The sequence below is a fragment of the Bacillus toyonensis BCT-7112 genome (genome assembly GCF_000496285.1).
GTDB lineage: Bacteria > Bacillota > Bacilli > Bacillales > Bacillaceae_G > Bacillus_A > Bacillus_A toyonensis.
Window position 1 is genome coordinate 1,401,244 of sequence record NC_022781.1, and the last position, 16,522, is coordinate 1,417,765.

A 16,522-nucleotide genomic window follows, 5' to 3' on the forward strand; every position below is an offset into this window, starting at 1 on the left:
AGGCGAGGGATGGATACCTCCACTACTTATAGTTTCACTTTATTACACTTGTTTTGCATCGCTGTAGTTGCTTCGCTTTCAGTAGAATTTCCAGTAACATATAGATCCCCCTCTACCTACTACCTACTACCTACTACCAGCGATTCTCCTTTTTATCTATTTCAGCACTTGCTTGTTTATCTACTGGATAATCTGCAAGTTTTAATATCCAAAAGGTCGCCACCACCACAAGCCCCTATAACCACTACTATCCCTAGCCAAGTTAATATTTTATTTTTCCGCTCTCGTCCCCCCATCTGTATTTATTAAAACCTCTCGCAAAATATTATATAAAAGACCGTGCCCTTATAAGTAATCCTTCTAAATATAGACTTTATATCCTAGGGAGTTGAATGAGCCTTTAATTTACAAAAAAATTTTACTTCTCTACAAAATAAAAAGGCAAATGAATCATAAAATTCATTTGCCTTTGAATGAAACTTTTATTTTTTAAAATTAGTATTGTTTCTAGATTTCATCGTCAGCTTTGCTATTTATACTCTCAGCTAGCCTTATGTTCAAGTCTCAACTTATCCGCAACCATTGCGATAAACTCAGAATTCGTAGGTTTTGCTTTTGACATGGATACTGTATAACCAAATAAGGACGAAATAGAATCAATATTTCCACGGCTCCACGCTACTTCAATCGCGTGACGGATTGCACGCTCGACACGGCTCGCTGTTGTATTATATTTCTTTGCAATATCTGGATATAATACTTTCGTAATAGACCCTAGTAATTCGATATCATTGTACACCATAGAAATCGCTTCTCGTAAGTACATGTACCCTTTAATATGAGCAGGTACACCAATTTCATGAATAATACTCGTAATACTTGCATCTAAGTTTTTCGGTTTTCCATCTATTGTTGTTGCTGATCGGAAAGATGGTAATGGACGTTTAATAGTAGCATTTGCCTTGCCACTCACTTGACGAATATGACTAGTTAAATTCTCCATATCAAATGGTTTTAATATGAAATATGAAGCACCTAGGTCAACTGCTTTTTTCGTCACATCTTCTTGTCCAAATGCTGTTAACATAATTACGCTAGGCTGTCTTAACCTTTCAATATGTCGCATTTTCTCTAGTACAGCTAAACCATCTAAATGTGGCATAATAATGTCTAAAACGAGTACATCAGGCTGCTTATCTGTTAATAAGTTTAAACACTCTTGACCATTATAAGCAGTACCGATTACTTCCATATCATCTTGAGCAGCTACATAACTCTCTAGCATTGATACTAATTCTTTATTATCATCCACAAGACATACTTTAATTTTCTCCACAGCTTTTCCTCCCTTACCGAATCGATTCTCCGACATGTGTATCCTTCTAGGCTACATGAATTGTTCGACAATTGTGTGAAAATTCCCTTTTAAAGTTTGTTACTTTCCGATAAAATCACAAAAAAATATGTTTATCGTTCATTTATTCCCTTTCGCAACACATTCCATCATAGAAATACAACGAAACGTTCAACCCTTTGCTTATATTTTACAACAAAAAACATCTCTTGCGGAGCTTTTACAAAATTTCAACGAATTTTTCAATAGAAAAGCGAGCTAATGAATAAATTAGCTCGCTTTTTTTTCTTGATCATAAATATTAATTCCAGCCTCATGTAACATCCATTCAATATGAACACCATACCCTGATGTTGGATCATTGACAAATACATGTGTAACGGCTCCGATTACTTTCCCGTTTTGTACAATTGGACTTCCACTCATCCCTTGTACGATACCACCTGTTTTTGCTAATAAACGCTTATCTGTTACTTTTATTACCATACCTTTTGTAGCTGGAAATTTTTGCGGTACCGTACTAACAACTTCAATATCAAATGCTTCTACTTTATCTTGATCAATAACTGTTAATATTTTTGCCGGTCCTTCTTTTACTTGATGAGATAATGCGATAGGCATTGCTTTATCCATTACGCCGTTTGTCATATTTGTATTTAATTTTCCAAAAATACCATACGGACTATTTATTGTAATATTGCCAATCACTTCACGATCTGGTGAGAACCTTGCTAACTTCTCTCCTGGATTCCCATGACTACCTCTTTCAATCGATGTAACTGTCGAACGCATAATTTGTCCATCTTCAACTTGAATCGGCTTTTTCGTATCATTATCAGAAATGACATGACCCAGTGCTCCGTATTTCATAGAATCTGGATGAACAAATGTCATTGTTCCGATTCCAGCTGCCGAATCACGAATATATAAGCCAATACGATAAGACGATTCCCCACTGTCTTTTTGTGGTGTTAATTTCGTGCGAATGTATTTTCCATCTCTTAACAAAACAAGGTTAAGTGGTTCACCTGTTTCACCACTACTATGAATAAATGGTGCGACATCACTCATTCTTTCAATTGTTTTACCATTAATTTCAGTAATCATATCTCCAATTTGCACACCAGCTGTTTCACCAGGAGATATTTTACCTTTTTCAGTTTGAATTAAATGATGGCCTACAACAAGTACACCTTTTGTGTTTAATTTCACACCAATTGATTGTCCACCTGGAATAACTTTAAAATCTTTTAATACTTTCACATTTACTTTTTTTACTGGAAAACCAGCGATTTGGAACACCATGTCCGCTTCACCATTTTGATGAGAATTTACCATAAGTCCTTGTTTTTGTTCATTCGAACTCACTGTAAATACATGGCTATTTGTAGATGAAGCTTTAAAAACTGGTAATGAAGCTATTTCTGATTGTTGTCCTTCAAAAACAACAAGTTGCTTCGGGGATGAAATAAACGTCCGAAGCGGCTTAAAACATCCAATAAAAACTAAAGAAACAAGGAGACAAAGACCTATTATTTTTCGAAATCTTTCTAATTTCAATTTGTTCACTCTCCTCGCTCCTACCCCACATTCAGCCTCTTGGCTTCACTTTTTAATCTCTCCTTGCAGTGCTTTATTTATAACCGGAAGAATTAAGAAATCTTCATTTGAGAAAAAAAGCTATCCATTACTGGATAGCCTCTGCTGTCTGTTTAAAATGATGCGCTTGCGTAAGTAACTCTTTCGCATGTTCTGTCGTTAAATCTGTAATTTCCACACCAGAAATCATTCGAGCTATTTCTGTTACTTTATCCTCCATAGTTAAAACGGTAACTGATGTAATTGTCCGATCATTCGCTACCTGTTTTCGAATAAATAAATGCGAATCCGCCATTGAAGCTACTTGAGGTAAGTGCGTAATACAAAGCACTTGTGAGTTTACTGATACACGATAAATTTTTTCCGCAATAGCCTGTGCAACTCGACCACTCACACCAGTATCCACTTCATCAAAAATAACAGATGCAATACCTTGATGTTTAGAAAAAATACTTTTTAAAGCTAAAATAATACGAGATAACTCTCCACCTGAAGCGACCTTTGAAAGTGGTTTTAACGGTTCACCGGGATTCGTTGAAATATAAAACTCCACGTGATCATAGCCGTCCGCCGTAAGGCGCACCGGTGCGCCTTCCACAAGAGGTTCTTCTGCATTTCCTTCTCTCTTCATGATTCTCACTTCAAATTTCGTTTTTTCCATATATAGTTCTTTTAATTCTTGATGAATAGCATTTGTAAGATGCTCTGCAAGTTCATGACGCATATTACTTAACAACGTTGCTTCTTTCAGAATAACACTTTCTAATTCCTTTAACTGCTTCTTCGTCGTTTCAATATGAACGTCTTTATTTTCAATCGTAAAAATTTCTTGCTCAATTTTATCAGCATACGCTAAAATCTCTTCTACATTATTTCCATATTTTCTCTTTAGCATACGAATTTCATTTAAACGTGTTTCAATTTCATCTAGACGATTCGGATCATATTCCATCATATCGAGATTTTCTCTAAGTTGATACGCAACTTCTTCTAATAAGTAATAGCTATTTGCAATTGAATCATGATTTTCTTGATATACTTCATCTAAATGTGTAATACTCTCCATTTGTCCCATTGCACTTCTTACATTATCTAATCCTTGTCCGTCAGCACTTAACGAACGATATGCATCACCTAACGCTTTATAAATCTTTTCAAAATTAGAAATTTGCAATCGTTCCTCATTTAATTCATTTTCTTCATCCTTCTTTAAATCAGCCTTACGGATTTCTTCATGCTGAAATTGAATTAAATCTAAGCGATGTGCCATTTGTTGTTCATTTTCACTTAACGATTTCAATTGTTTTTTTAATTTCTCATAGTCAGCGTAAACAGTTTGATATATATCCAACTGTTTAACAATACGCTCCCCATCAAAATGATCGAGCATAAACAGATGTCGCTCTTCATTCATTAAGTCTTGCGTTTCGTGCTGTCCATGAATATCAACAAGCGTTTTGCCAATCTCTTTTAATATACTAAGGGTGACAAGTTTCCCATTTACACGACATACACTTTTTCCGTTTGCAGCAATATCACGCTTCAAAATAATCATGCCGTCTTCTATTTCTATATCTAACTCTTCTGCCTTTTCAATACATGGATGCTTGTCGTCTTCCACATAAAATAACCCTTCTATCTCAGCTTTTTCTGTTCCGTATCGAACAAATTCCGCTGAACCACGGCCACCTACAAGTAAACTAATCGCATCAATAATAATCGATTTTCCAGCTCCTGTTTCACCACTTAAAACTGTTAAACCTTTTTGAAAAGAAATATTTAATGCCTCAATAATAGCAAAGTTTCTAATCGATAATTCCGATAACAATGCCCCATTCACCTCGTTATAAACTAATCCCCTACTAAGGGCTTTTCTCAGTTCTTTATTCAAATAGTCATACTATATGTTTGTATGTACTCTTCTAACCCGCTCCATTGTACCAAACATTCGTTTTACGGGTCAATCCACCTATTTTCTAATTTTATTCAAACAAAATATTATATTACAATTAAAAATTCACATTTTTAACCGCTAAAAAAATCCTGTTCACTTTCCACTTTACAGAGGAAAGCAAACAAGATTTTTTTGTTACAACATATTTAAGAAACGATCAGAGACAACACCTGTATCCTCAGGTGTACGGCAAATAATTAAGCAAGTATCATCACCACAGATGGTTCCGATGATCTCATCCCACTCTAAATGATCAATAAGTGCTCCAAGTGAATGAGCGTTACCAGGCAATGTTTTTAGCACAAGCATATGTCCTGCCGTGTCTAATTTTACAAATGAATCCACTAGATTTCGTTTTAATTTTTGTAACGGGTTAAACCGTTGATCTGCTGGCAAGCTATATTTATAGCGACCATCATGTAATGGCACCTTCACTAAGTGCAGTTCTTTAATATCGCGCGATACTGTTGCTTGCGTTACATTAAATCCCTCATTACGTAAAATATCAACTAATTCATCTTGTGTTTCGATTTCTTTGTTCGCAATAATTTCCCTGATTTTAATATGGCGCTGACCTTTATTCATACATTTGCACCTCACACTATCTCTTACCATAGTTTAAACATTGGTATACTTCACTTATTTATGTTAACTTATAATTCGTTACTTGTACACAATTGTTTTTACAATCATTATACAATTACAGCAAAAAGAGGAACAACATATGTTATTCCCCTTTTCCTTTTTGTTTTAGAACGTCATGCGCTTCTGTAACAACTTGCTCAATAGAAATTGGAGAATGATTTTTGCCACTCTCATCACGTTCACCATGCCATTTTAAATGAATTAAGAATTCAATATTACCGTCTCCACCCGTAATCGGTGAGAATGTTAAACCTTCTACATCATAGCCTTCTTTTAAAGCAAAATCGACAATCATTTCTACGACAGCTTCATGCACTTTTCTATCACGAACAATGCCTTTTTTCCCAACTTGCTCTCTTCCAGCTTCAAACTGCGGTTTAATTAACGCTGCTACATCACCGTTAAGCATAAGCATTGTTTTTAAAACTGGCAGTATTAGTTTTAATGATATAAATGAAACATCTATACTAGCAAATTGTGGTAAACCACGCTCTAAGTCTGCTGGTGTCACGTAACGGAAATTTGTACGTTCCATTACGACAACACGCTCATCTTGACGCAATTTCCACGCCAATTGATTATATCCTACATCTAATGCATAAGATAGTTTCGCTCCATTTTGAAGCGCACAATCTGTAAAGCCACCAGTTGATGAACCAATATCTATCATAACTTTATCTTGTAAATCTAGATGAAATGTCTCCAGTGCCTTTTCAAGTTTATAACCACCACGGCTTACATACGGCATAACTTGTCCCTTTACCGTAATCTCTGTATCTTGTGGGATCTTCTCTCCTGGCTTATCGAGTCTCATCTCATTCGCATATACGAGTCCAGCCATAATAGCACGTTTCGCTTTCTCACGTGTTTCTATAAGCCCTCGCTCTACTAATAGTACATCTACTCTTTCTTTTTTTGCACTCATTTGTTACGCCCTTTTTTGTTTTGATGGAATCATTGTATGAATACGGTCTACAACAGCATCTGTCGTTAAACCAATTTCTTCTAATAATTTTGTTACACTACCGTGCTCTATGAAACGATCTGGAATACCCATTCTTTCAATTAATGCACTATGGTATCCGTTCTCAGATGCAAATTCAACTACTCCAGTTCCAAAACCACCGATTAAACAAGCTTCTTCAATCGTTAAAATCGGTATATTTTTTCCTAAGAGATCATGTAAATACGCTTCATCCATTGGTTTAATAAAGCGAGCGTTCACTACTTTCACTGAAACTCCAGCCTTTTCAAGACGCTCTGCTGCTTCCATTGCCATTGGAATTGTCGTACCAAATGTTAAAATAGCTGCCTGCGTACCTTCTTTTAACGTTTCCCATGTGCCGATTGGAATTGCCTTTAATTCTTCGTCCATATGAACGCCAAGACCATTACCACGTGCATAACGTAAAGCGATTGGTCCATCTTCATATTGCATCGCCGTATACACTAAATGTTGCCCTTCATTTTCATCTTTTGGCATCATTATTACCATATTCGGTAAATGACGTAAAAACGAGATATCAAATACACCTTGATGTGTTTCACCGTCTGCTCCTACTAATCCAGAGCGATCTATTCCGATGAAAACATTTAAATTTTGACGACATATATCATGAACAACTTGGTCATATGCTCTTTGTAAAAACGTTGAATAAATTGCTAAGAATGGTTTCATCCCTTGCGTTGCCATACCTGCTGCCATTGTTGTAGCATGCTGTTCTGCAATACCTACATCGATCATACGATTCGGGAATTCCTTTTGGAATTTCTCAAGTTTCGATCCAACAGGCATTGCAGGCGTAATTGCAACAATACGCTCATCTTCTCTCGCCAACTTAAGTACTGTTTCACTAACAACAGCACTCCATGCTGGTGCAACTTCCTTCGGTTTAACGAAGTCACCTGACTCAATTTTATACGGGCCTGTTCCATGCCAAGTTCCAATTACGTCACTCTCAGCTGGTTTATAACCTTTTCCTTTTTTCGTAATCACATGAACAAGTACTGGACCTTTTGTTTTCTTTGCATATTGCAACGTTTCGAATAACTTTTCATAATCGTGCCCATCGACTGGACCTAAATATGTAAAGCCTAACTCTTCGAAAAATACGCCTGATACTAGTAAATATTTAAGACTATCTTTTATTTTCTCTGCTGTTGCAGCCACTTTCCCACCGACTGCTGGGATTTTTTTCAATATATACTCTAGTTCATCTTTTACCCAATGGTATTTTCCTGCGGTACGTAAACGACCAAGTACATTATGAAGCGCACCAACGTTTGGTGCAATTGACATTTCATTGTCATTCAAAATAACAATCATGTCTGTCTTTTCATGCCCAATATGGTTCAATGCCTCTAAGGCCATTCCACCTGTTAAAGCACCATCTCCAATGATTGGTATAACATATTCTTTCGTTTTCTTTAAATCACGTGCTAAAGCCATTCCCATTGCAGCAGATAGTGATGTCGAGCTATGACCTGTTTCCCATACATCGTGCTCACTCTCACAACGTTTTGGAAAACCACATAGACCTTGATATTGCCTTAATGTACCGAATTCTTTCGCACGTCCTGTTAAAATTTTATGTACATAGGATTGATGTCCTACATCCCATAAAAATTTATCTTTCGGACTATCAAATAATTTATGCAGAGCAATTGTGAGTTCTACTACACCTAAGTTAGGTGCAATATGTCCACCTGTTTGAGAGAGCTCTTCAATTAAAAATTTACGAATATCCTCACTCAATCCCTCTAGTTCACTGATAGACATATCTTTCAAAAAACTAGGGTTTTGAATTTGCGTTAGATCCACATGGATCACTCACTTTCATTTCATAATCTGTCAACATGTCAAATATTATAAAAAACATTTACACAACACAAGAAATTTTCTTTTCTATCCTTTATCTTACCCTGCTATCAACCAATCTATTGTGCCCTAATCCTATTATAAACCATATTTCTTTATGCGTTGAAAAAAATAGCCGCTAACACGAAGTGATAACGGCAATGTAATCTACATATATTTTTGCCAATAACAAGAAAAGAAAAACCTTTTCCTACATTTATATCATAAAATGATGAATGACTCAACAAATGAAAACGCTGTTATATTAGTTATTACGTTTTGCAATCAAATCGCAAATAGATAGTAAATATTCATCTTGTAATTGCAAGGAGCTAATCGCATCTTTTGCTTTTGCAATTGTTTCTTCTAAAATATTCTTTGCTCTATCTACAGTAAATAACGTCGTATATGTGCTCTTTTCGTTGGAAACATCACTACCAATCGGTTTTCCAATCTCTTCTTCGGTTCCTTCTACATCTAAAATATCATCTCGAATTTGGAAAGCTAGGCCAATATTTTTTGCAAACTCAAGTAACTTTTCTTCCTGCTCTTTTGTAGCATTAGAAAGTATCGCTCCTGCAAGTACAGCGAATTCAAGTAGTTTCCCGGTCTTATGCTTATGAATATACTCTAACTCATCAATCGTAAGTTGTTTCCCTTCAGCTTCCATATCCGCCACTTGTCCGCCAACCATTCCTTCCGGCCCAGCTGCTTTTGCAAGCTCAAGTACAAGTCTTACTTTTTTTTCAGCAGAGATTTCTTTTTGCTCATATGCCATAACAATTTGAAAAGCATACGTCAACAAACCATCTCCTGCTAAAACTGCCATTGCTTCACCAAATACTTTATGATTCGTGGGCTTTCCTCTTCTTAAATCATCATCATCCATACAAGGTAAATCATCATGAACTAACGAGTATGTATGTATCATTTCAAGAGCACAAGCTGCACCTACTCCAAGATTTCTTTCTTTCCCAAACGCTTGTAATGTTGCAAATAAAAGTAACGGGCGGAGACGTTTTCCACCCGCTTCCAAAGAATATGCCATCGCTTCACGAAGTACATTTGGACATTGTAATTCATTTGCATAGCTTACAAGCTTCTCTTCTACGAAAGTTTTACTTTCTTTCAAAAAAGTATCAAAAGCGATTTTCACTATGCTTCATCTCCTAAAGCAGTAAACGGTTCAAGCTCTCCATCTTCTCCAAGAATAACTGCCATTTGTTCTTGTACGTTCTTCAACTTCTCATCGCAAAGCTTAGATAATTCCATACCCTCTTTAAAATAAGAAATCGCTTCTTCTAAAGGTACATCACCTTGCTCTAGCTTAGATACGAGATGCTCAAGTTGCGAAATTGCCTCTTCAAAACTCACTTTATTTTCCATTATTCAATTCACGCTCCTCTATGCCTGATACGCTACAATCTAGTATTCCATCTTGTAATTGAACTGAAACAGCATCTCCAAGGCTGATATCTTTCACACTTTTTAACACTTGCTTCTCTTCATCATATACAAGCCCGTACCCTCTCATCATTACTTTAAGCGGACTTAATGCTTCAAGTTTTTGAGCAGCTCTTACAAAGGCAAATTCTTTCGTTTGAAGTAAAGTTTGCATTTCACGTTGTAATTGCTTTTGCAACGTTTCAATCGCTACCTTTGTTTGTATAATTTTTTGAGATGGGTGGTGCTTCTCTAAATAAAATGAAAGCTGTTTTAACTGATTCACCTTTTTATCAATGTAGCGCTCTTTCGCTAAAACAAGCTGTTCTAACGCTCTATCTAATTGCTCTTCCTTTTGTTCATATACTTGTCTTGGATAACGGAATGCATAAGATTTTTGCAATACTTGTAATTTTTCTTCTTTTTTATGTACTAACTCTCTCATTGCTCTTTGCAATCTTAGAGTTCTTTGTAATACCTTTTCTTGTAACTCTATAACGTTCGGTGCTGCTAGTTCAGCTGCTGCAGTCGGTGTTGGTGCACGTAAATCGGCAACAAAATCTGCGATTGTAAAATCTGTTTCATGCCCTACTGCTGAAATAATAGGAATTTCGCTCTTAAAGATTGCTCTTGCAACCACTTCCTCATTGAAAGCCCATAATTCCTCAATAGAACCTCCCCCGCGCCCAACAATTAATACATCTATATCTCCCATTTCATTCGCTGTACGAATCGCTTGTACAATCGAGGGAGCTGCTGACTCCCCCTGTACAAGTACTGGAAATACAATAACATTCCCAATTGGATAACGACGTTTAATCGTTGTTATGATATCACGAATCGCAGCTCCTGTTGGCGACGTAATTACCCCTATTGTTTTAGCATAAGGAGGGATTATTTTTTTATAAACTTGAGAAAACAATCCTTCTTCCTCTAAACGAACTTTTAATTGTTCGTAAGCCAAATGCAAATTTCCGACTCCGTCAGGTTGCATGTCTTGAATATAAATTTGATAAGAACCACTCGCCTCGTAAACAGAGATTTTCCCTTTTACAAGTACCTTCATCCCATTTTCAGGTCTGAATTTAATATTACGATTATGACCCGCAAACATAACCGCTGCGATTCTGGCATTTTCGTCTTTCAATGTAAAATACATGTGACCACGACTATGATTTTTAAAGTTGGAAATTTCACCTTTTAACCAAACAGACTGTAAATGCGGGTCATATTCTATTTTTGTTTTTATATAGCGTGTTAATGCTGTAACGGTTAAATATTGTTTCTCCATTTCTCTCTCCTCATAGCCGACTCAAATTATTTACAAACGACACCTGCGCGTTTGGCAGATTCAACAGTATTATGAAGAAGCATTGTAATCGTCATTGGACCAACACCCTTTGGCACAGGCGTAATGTAACCCGCAACGTCTAACACGTTGTCAAAGTCAACATCACCACAAAGCTTGCCTGTTTCTAATCGATTCACACCAACGTCAATTACAACCGCGCCTTCTTTCATATAATCAGCTGTTACCATTTTAGGTCGTCCAACAGCTACGATTAAAATATCAGCTAACTTCGATAATTCTTTAATATTTTGCGTCTTAGAATGACAATATGTGACAGTTGCATTTTCATTTAAGAACAATTGCCCCACTGGTTTGCCGACAATATTACTTCTTCCAATTATTACAACATGTTTTCCCGAAATATCAAGATTCGTTTCTTTTACTAATTCTACAATACCATGCGGTGTACATGGAAGGAATGTATCTTGTCCCGTCATCATACGTCCCACGCTGATTGGGTGAAATCCATCTACATCCTTTTCTGGTGAAATTCTTTCAATGATAGCTTTTTCTTCAATATGTTTTGGTAAAGGTAATTGCACTAATATGCCATTAATGCGGTCATCGCCATTTAAGCGATCGATTTCAGCAAGCAAACGTTCCTCAGTAATCGTTTCAGGAAGTTCAATTAGCTCAGAATAAATTCCTACTTGTTCACAGCCTTTTTCTTTTCCTTTTACGTAAGAACGAGATGCTGGATCTTCTCCCACTAAAATCACTGCTAATCCTGGTACAATCCCTTGTTCTTTCAACTTCACAACTTCTTCTGTTAATTGTGCTCGTTTTTTCTCCGCAACTTCATTTCCTTTGATGATTACTGCTACCATTTTAAGATTCCCCCTTAAAGAAATTACAGTGTATCTTTTATATTAGATAAAACGCCGTTAATAAAACGACGAGATTCCTCATCCCCAAATGTTTTAGCAATTTCAATTGCCTCGTTAATTGTTACGTTGTGTGGAATTTCTTCCATGTACTTCATTTCATACACAGCTACACGTAAAATACTGCGATCAACAATACTAATACGCTCAAGCTTCCACTTTTTTAAGTTTTGACGAATTGCTGCGTCAATCTCTTCTTTATTGTCTACAAATCCTACAACAAGTGATTCTAAAAACTCATTTGTTTCTTCACCTTCATCTAGCGTATTTTCCACCGCTACCTTCGGTTCTAATTCACCTGTAATATCCATTTGGTATAATGCTTGCATAGCTCTTTCTCTAGCCGTCCTACGTTTCATTGTAACTCTCCTTTATGCTTCAAGTCTTTCCTTATGCTTTGTTATATTATTATAATTTATAAGCCGTCAATTCACTTACTCTTACAGTTTTCATTGATTTTCCAACCTTATAATACAATGATAATAACACAATTTATCGTTTCACACACGGGTTACAAGGCTGAAAAATAATAAAAAGATTAACTTCAAGTTCCATATCTTATCACAATGTACGTTTTTTGGAAAAACGAAACATTTTCTTTTTATTTCTTATTTTTTGAAATAGTATAACAATTAGAGGATTGTAATTTGTGAAGAAATGAAACGATAAAAAAGATGCCTATGTTACTAGGCACCTTTTTCATTCTTACACTGGTTCAATTTCTGTTTTTTGTGTTTCGAATGTTACGCCAACGATGTGAACATTCACTTCTTTTGGCTCAAGTCCTGTCATTGTAAAGAGTGCTTGGCGAATATTGTCTTGAATCTTTTGTGCAACAACTGGAATTGCTACACCAAAATACATTACAACATAAAGGTCGACGATAATATCTTCGTTTGCTAATTCAACCTTTACACCTTTACCATGATTTTTCTTACCTAACTTCTCAACAACATCTGTAGCAAAATTACCACGCATTGCCGCCACACCTTCTACCTCAGCAGCTGCAATACCTGCAATTACTTCAATTACTTCTGGTGCAATTTCTACTTTACCAAGAGTTGTATCTTGACCCATATCTAACATATGTTCAGCCATGAAAAAAACCTCCTTTAATGTATCACTGCGTCACAAGTTCATGCTCTTCCAAAAACTTCGTATTAAACTCACCTTTTACAAAATCAGGATGATCTAACAATTGCAAATGGAACGGGATTGTTGTATGTACACCTTCAATGACAAACTCACTGAGTGCACGCTTCATTTTTGCAATTGCCTCTTCACGTGTTTTTCCGTGAACAATTAATTTAGCAACCATCGAATCATAGAAAGGTGGGATTGAATATCCCGGATATACAGCTGAATCGACGCGAATACCAAATCCGCCTGGTGGTAAGTACATTTCTACTTTACCTGGAGATGGCATAAATTTTTTGGCAGGGTTTTCCGCATTAATTCGGCATTCAATTGCCCAACCATTAAATTGTACTTCTTCTTGCTGTAACGATAACTTTTCTCCAGAAGCAACAAGAATTTGCTCTTTAATTAAGTCCATTCCTGTCACCATTTCAGTAACCGGATGCTCAACTTGAATTCTCGTATTCATCTCCATGAAATAAAAGCTTTTCGTTTTATATTCATAAATAAACTCAACCGTACCAGCACCTGTATAATCAACCGCTACCGCCGCTTTAACTGCCGCTTCCCCCATCTGCTTGCGAACATTTTCATCAAGTGCAGGTGATGGACTTTCTTCTAATAGTTTCTGCAAACGGCGCTGAATTGTACAATCACGCTCTCCTAAATGAATGGCATTTCCGTGTGTATCTGCCATTATTTGAATCTCAACATGGCGGAAATCTTCAACGTACTTTTCTAAGTATACACCAGGGTTCCCAAAAGCGGTACTAGCTTCTTGCTGTGTAATTTGAATTCCTTTTACAAGCTCTTCTTCATGACGTGCAACACGAATACCTTTTCCGCCGCCACCTGCAGTCGCTTTAATAATAACTGGATATCCAATTTGATTTGCAAGCTCGATCGCTTCCTCGGTATTTTTTATAATCCCTTGTGAACCTGGTACAATCGGAACCCCTGCTTTTTCCATTGTATCACGAGCAACGTCTTTTGTGCCCATCTTTGAAATAGCTTCTGGACTTGGACCGATAAAAATTAAGTTACATTCACGGCATAACTCTGCGAAATCTGCATTCTCTGCTAAAAATCCGTATCCCGGATGGATAGCATCGCAGCCCGTTAACTTCGCAACGCTAATAATGTTCGTCAAATTTAAATAACTTTCTTTTGAAACTGTTGGTCCTACACAATACGCCTCATCTGCAATTTGTACGTGAAGTGACTCTTTATCTGCTTCTGAATAAATCGCAACTGTTTCAATATCCATTTCTTTACAAGCACGAATAATTCGTACAGCAATTTCCCCACGATTGGCTATTAATACTTTTTTTATCATCACAAAGACTCCCTTATTACGCTTTCACAAGAAATAGCGGTTGTCCATACTCAACAAGCTGTCCGTTATTAACAAGAATCTCAACAATTTCGCCCTCTACATCAGCGTCAATTTCGTTAAATAACTTCATAGCCTCGACAATACATACGATAGAATCTTTCGATACCCTGTCTCCAACACTTACATATGGAGGTGTATCAGGTGAAGATGAAGAATAGAATGTACCTACCATTGGTGAGGTAATCTTATGTAGGTTTTCATCTTGAACAGCTTTCTTCTCTTCTTGTTTTGGTGCTTCTACTTGCGCTGCCGCTACTGCTGTTTCAACTTCAACAGATGCTACTGGTTGCATAGCTTGTTTCGCTACAGGTGCTTGCATCGCAACAACTTCATTACCACGCTTTTTCATTTTGATTGTTGTACCGTCTTTTTTGTATTCAAATTCATCAATATTAGAGCTATCAATTAATTTAATTAATTCACGAACTTCTTGAATTTTAAACATGTAAAATCCACTCCCATACTCTTGTTTGTCCCGTTTTTACAGATTCTCATCACTAACACTAGATTGACTGTAAAAATACGATGTATTCTATTAGAAAATTTATTTTATTTACTAATAGAAATATTTACTATTTCCATCTTACGATAAATTTTTTAAACATTCCAATTTATATTTCTTTATAATAAATCGAAACTCCTGTAAAAATATTATTCCAATAAAAAATTTATTACCTAGTAATAATACCAAGTTTCACACGAAATTGGCAAGACCACTTCCTAAAAAACATTCCTTACCTTTTCAAAATGCTACACAGTAAACATATAATTGCCGCTCCACTCTTCACCACATCTATGGTTCATAACATATTTTTACCAAATATTATTTTTTTGTTTACACGCCGTTCATCATTCCTTCATATAAGAATAGTATGTTCAAAGTGTAGAAAATATATTGTATCGAGGTGTGGACATATGATATGGCTCATGCTCTTCTTACCTGCCGTAATGGTTTGGGCATTCGTTCTCTTCATCCACGTCAAATCTGGAAAAAGTAATCATCATCACCATGAACCGCTAATTTTTTATTCACAACGTATTTCTCCATTCCGAGTTGAACATAGTAAAAACACATACAAAGACGAAATAGAAAAAAGCTATCGAAAGTGACAGCTTTTTTCTATTATTATTTTTATCTAATTATTTTGAAGTACTCTATGTTCTTATTTACAAACAATGCGATTAGTAAAAATTAATAATCCGTGGGGGAAATCCCCCACGGATTAAAATTCTACTTATTTTGCTGATGGATCAAATTTCACACCTACATCTTTAGAACCGCCTTCACTTCTTACAAGCTGTATAATTTTATTCGCTTCTTTTTGTGAATGTTTCGCTGCCTTCACTGTTACTCTAATGTCAGTTCCATCAGCTCTTACAAGGGCATCTTTATATCCTCCTTGAGCTTTAATAACTGTTTCAAGTAAACCTTCTTTTGTTTCCATTGTAGCGATTGCATCCATACCATCTTTCGCCTTACTTCTTTCTTCAGCAGTAGCGTTAGAAGACTTTATTACATTTTGTAATTTTTCTCTTTCAGCACTACGCTTATCTTCCATTTGCATACGTAAAGCTGTGAAATTCTCATCACTCGATTGAACTGATACATTCCCCTCTTTTTTACTTGTTTCTTTTTTAGCATTTTCTTTTTTATCTGTCTCTTTATTTGTTGTCTCTTTATTTGGTGTTTCCTTGCTTGGAGTTTCTTTTGTTGTTTCTTTATTTGGCGTTTCGTTTGTTACTGCTTTGTCAGTACCTTGTTTTTCTTGTCCAATCTTTTCACCTGTTGCCGGCGATGCTGTATTCATTTTGTCAGGAGTTGTTACGTAATACACAGATAGTACAACAACTAAACTTAACATTGTTAATAGCCAAACCGTTTGTTTTTTTAACACTTTATTT

Annotated in this window: 16 protein-coding genes; 1 reads left to right on the forward strand and 15 read right to left on the reverse strand. The window is 36.1% G+C overall.

Annotation, left to right across the window (positions count from 1 at the left end; all coding sequences use genetic code 11):
* Window positions 1-541: 541 nt before the first annotated feature.
* From spo0A to accB, 14 genes are all read right to left on the reverse strand, one after another.
* The gene (spo0A, locus tag BTOYO_RS07130) at window positions 542-1,336 is read right to left on the reverse strand and encodes a sporulation transcription factor Spo0A (RefSeq protein WP_000411416.1); all 795 of its coding nucleotides are present in this window, start codon (window positions 1,334-1,336) and stop codon (window positions 542-544) included.
* A 288-nt stretch (window positions 1,337-1,624) separates the two neighbouring features.
* Window positions 1,625-2,923 (reverse strand): SpoIVB peptidase, encoded by a 1,299-nt coding sequence (gene spoIVB, locus BTOYO_RS07135; RefSeq protein ID WP_002048975.1) that lies wholly within the window; start codon window positions 2,921-2,923, stop codon window positions 1,625-1,627.
* 118 nt (window positions 2,924-3,041) lie between these two features.
* Complete coding sequence (gene recN / locus BTOYO_RS07140) at window positions 3,042-4,781, reverse strand: DNA repair protein RecN (protein ID WP_000947737.1); 1,740 nt, start codon at window positions 4,779-4,781, stop codon at window positions 3,042-3,044.
* A 261-nt stretch (window positions 4,782-5,042) separates the two neighbouring features.
* The gene (argR, locus tag BTOYO_RS07145) at window positions 5,043-5,492 is read right to left on the reverse strand and encodes an arginine repressor ArgR (protein WP_001032581.1); all 450 of its coding nucleotides are present in this window, start codon (window positions 5,490-5,492) and stop codon (window positions 5,043-5,045) included.
* Between the two features lie 142 nt (window positions 5,493-5,634).
* Complete coding sequence (locus BTOYO_RS07150; RefSeq protein WP_001274740.1) at window positions 5,635-6,477, reverse strand: TlyA family RNA methyltransferase; 843 nt, start codon at window positions 6,475-6,477, stop codon at window positions 5,635-5,637.
* A 3-nt stretch (window positions 6,478-6,480) separates the two neighbouring features.
* A complete protein-coding gene (gene dxs, locus BTOYO_RS07155; protein WP_000366442.1) occupies window positions 6,481-8,373 on the reverse strand; it encodes a 1-deoxy-D-xylulose-5-phosphate synthase in 1,893 nt (630 codons plus the stop codon).
* Between the two features lie 301 nt (window positions 8,374-8,674).
* On the reverse strand, window positions 8,675-9,565 hold the full coding sequence (ispA, locus tag BTOYO_RS07160) for a (2E,6E)-farnesyl diphosphate synthase (protein WP_000683954.1): 891 nt from the start codon (window positions 9,563-9,565) through the stop codon (window positions 8,675-8,677).
* Window positions 9,565-9,795, reverse strand: coding sequence for an exodeoxyribonuclease VII small subunit (gene xseB, locus BTOYO_RS07165; protein WP_000428977.1), 231 nt, complete (start codon window positions 9,793-9,795; stop codon window positions 9,565-9,567). The genes ispA and xseB overlap by 1 nt, the downstream gene beginning before the upstream one ends.
* Window positions 9,785-11,143: an exodeoxyribonuclease VII large subunit gene (gene xseA, locus BTOYO_RS07170; RefSeq protein ID WP_000415263.1), complete on the reverse strand. Its 1,359-nt coding sequence runs from the start codon at window positions 11,141-11,143 to the stop codon at window positions 9,785-9,787. The genes xseB and xseA overlap by 11 nt, the downstream gene beginning before the upstream one ends.
* Before the next feature lie 26 nt (window positions 11,144-11,169).
* A complete protein-coding gene (gene folD / locus BTOYO_RS07175) occupies window positions 11,170-12,030 on the reverse strand; it encodes a bifunctional methylenetetrahydrofolate dehydrogenase/methenyltetrahydrofolate cyclohydrolase FolD (protein WP_000226729.1) in 861 nt (286 codons plus the stop codon).
* 23 nt (window positions 12,031-12,053) lie between these two features.
* Window positions 12,054-12,446, reverse strand: coding sequence for a N utilization substance protein NusB (gene nusB, locus BTOYO_RS07180; RefSeq protein ID WP_000830246.1), 393 nt, complete (start codon window positions 12,444-12,446; stop codon window positions 12,054-12,056).
* Between the two features lie 346 nt (window positions 12,447-12,792).
* A complete protein-coding gene (locus BTOYO_RS07185; protein WP_000807630.1) occupies window positions 12,793-13,185 on the reverse strand; it encodes an Asp23/Gls24 family envelope stress response protein in 393 nt (130 codons plus the stop codon).
* 22 nt (window positions 13,186-13,207) lie between these two features.
* On the reverse strand, window positions 13,208-14,560 hold the full coding sequence (gene accC / locus BTOYO_RS07190; RefSeq protein ID WP_000592880.1) for an acetyl-CoA carboxylase biotin carboxylase subunit: 1,353 nt from the start codon (window positions 14,558-14,560) through the stop codon (window positions 13,208-13,210).
* A gap of 16 nt (window positions 14,561-14,576) precedes the next feature.
* Window positions 14,577-15,065 (reverse strand): acetyl-CoA carboxylase biotin carboxyl carrier protein, encoded by a 489-nt coding sequence (accB, locus tag BTOYO_RS07195; RefSeq protein WP_000472854.1) that lies wholly within the window; start codon window positions 15,063-15,065, stop codon window positions 14,577-14,579.
* 470 nt (window positions 15,066-15,535) lie between these two features.
* Between accB and BTOYO_RS07200 the strand changes: the two genes are divergently transcribed.
* Window positions 15,536-15,730, forward strand: a complete 195-nt coding sequence (locus BTOYO_RS07200) for a hypothetical protein (RefSeq protein ID WP_000638008.1) — start codon at window positions 15,536-15,538, stop codon at window positions 15,728-15,730.
* A 125-nt stretch (window positions 15,731-15,855) separates the two neighbouring features.
* On the opposite strand, the gene BTOYO_RS07205 is transcribed toward BTOYO_RS07200, so the two are convergent.
* Window positions 15,856-16,515, reverse strand: a complete 660-nt coding sequence (locus BTOYO_RS07205) for a SpoIIIAH-like family protein (RefSeq protein WP_000914719.1) — start codon at window positions 16,513-16,515, stop codon at window positions 15,856-15,858.
* Between the last annotated feature and the right edge of the window lie 7 nt (window positions 16,516-16,522).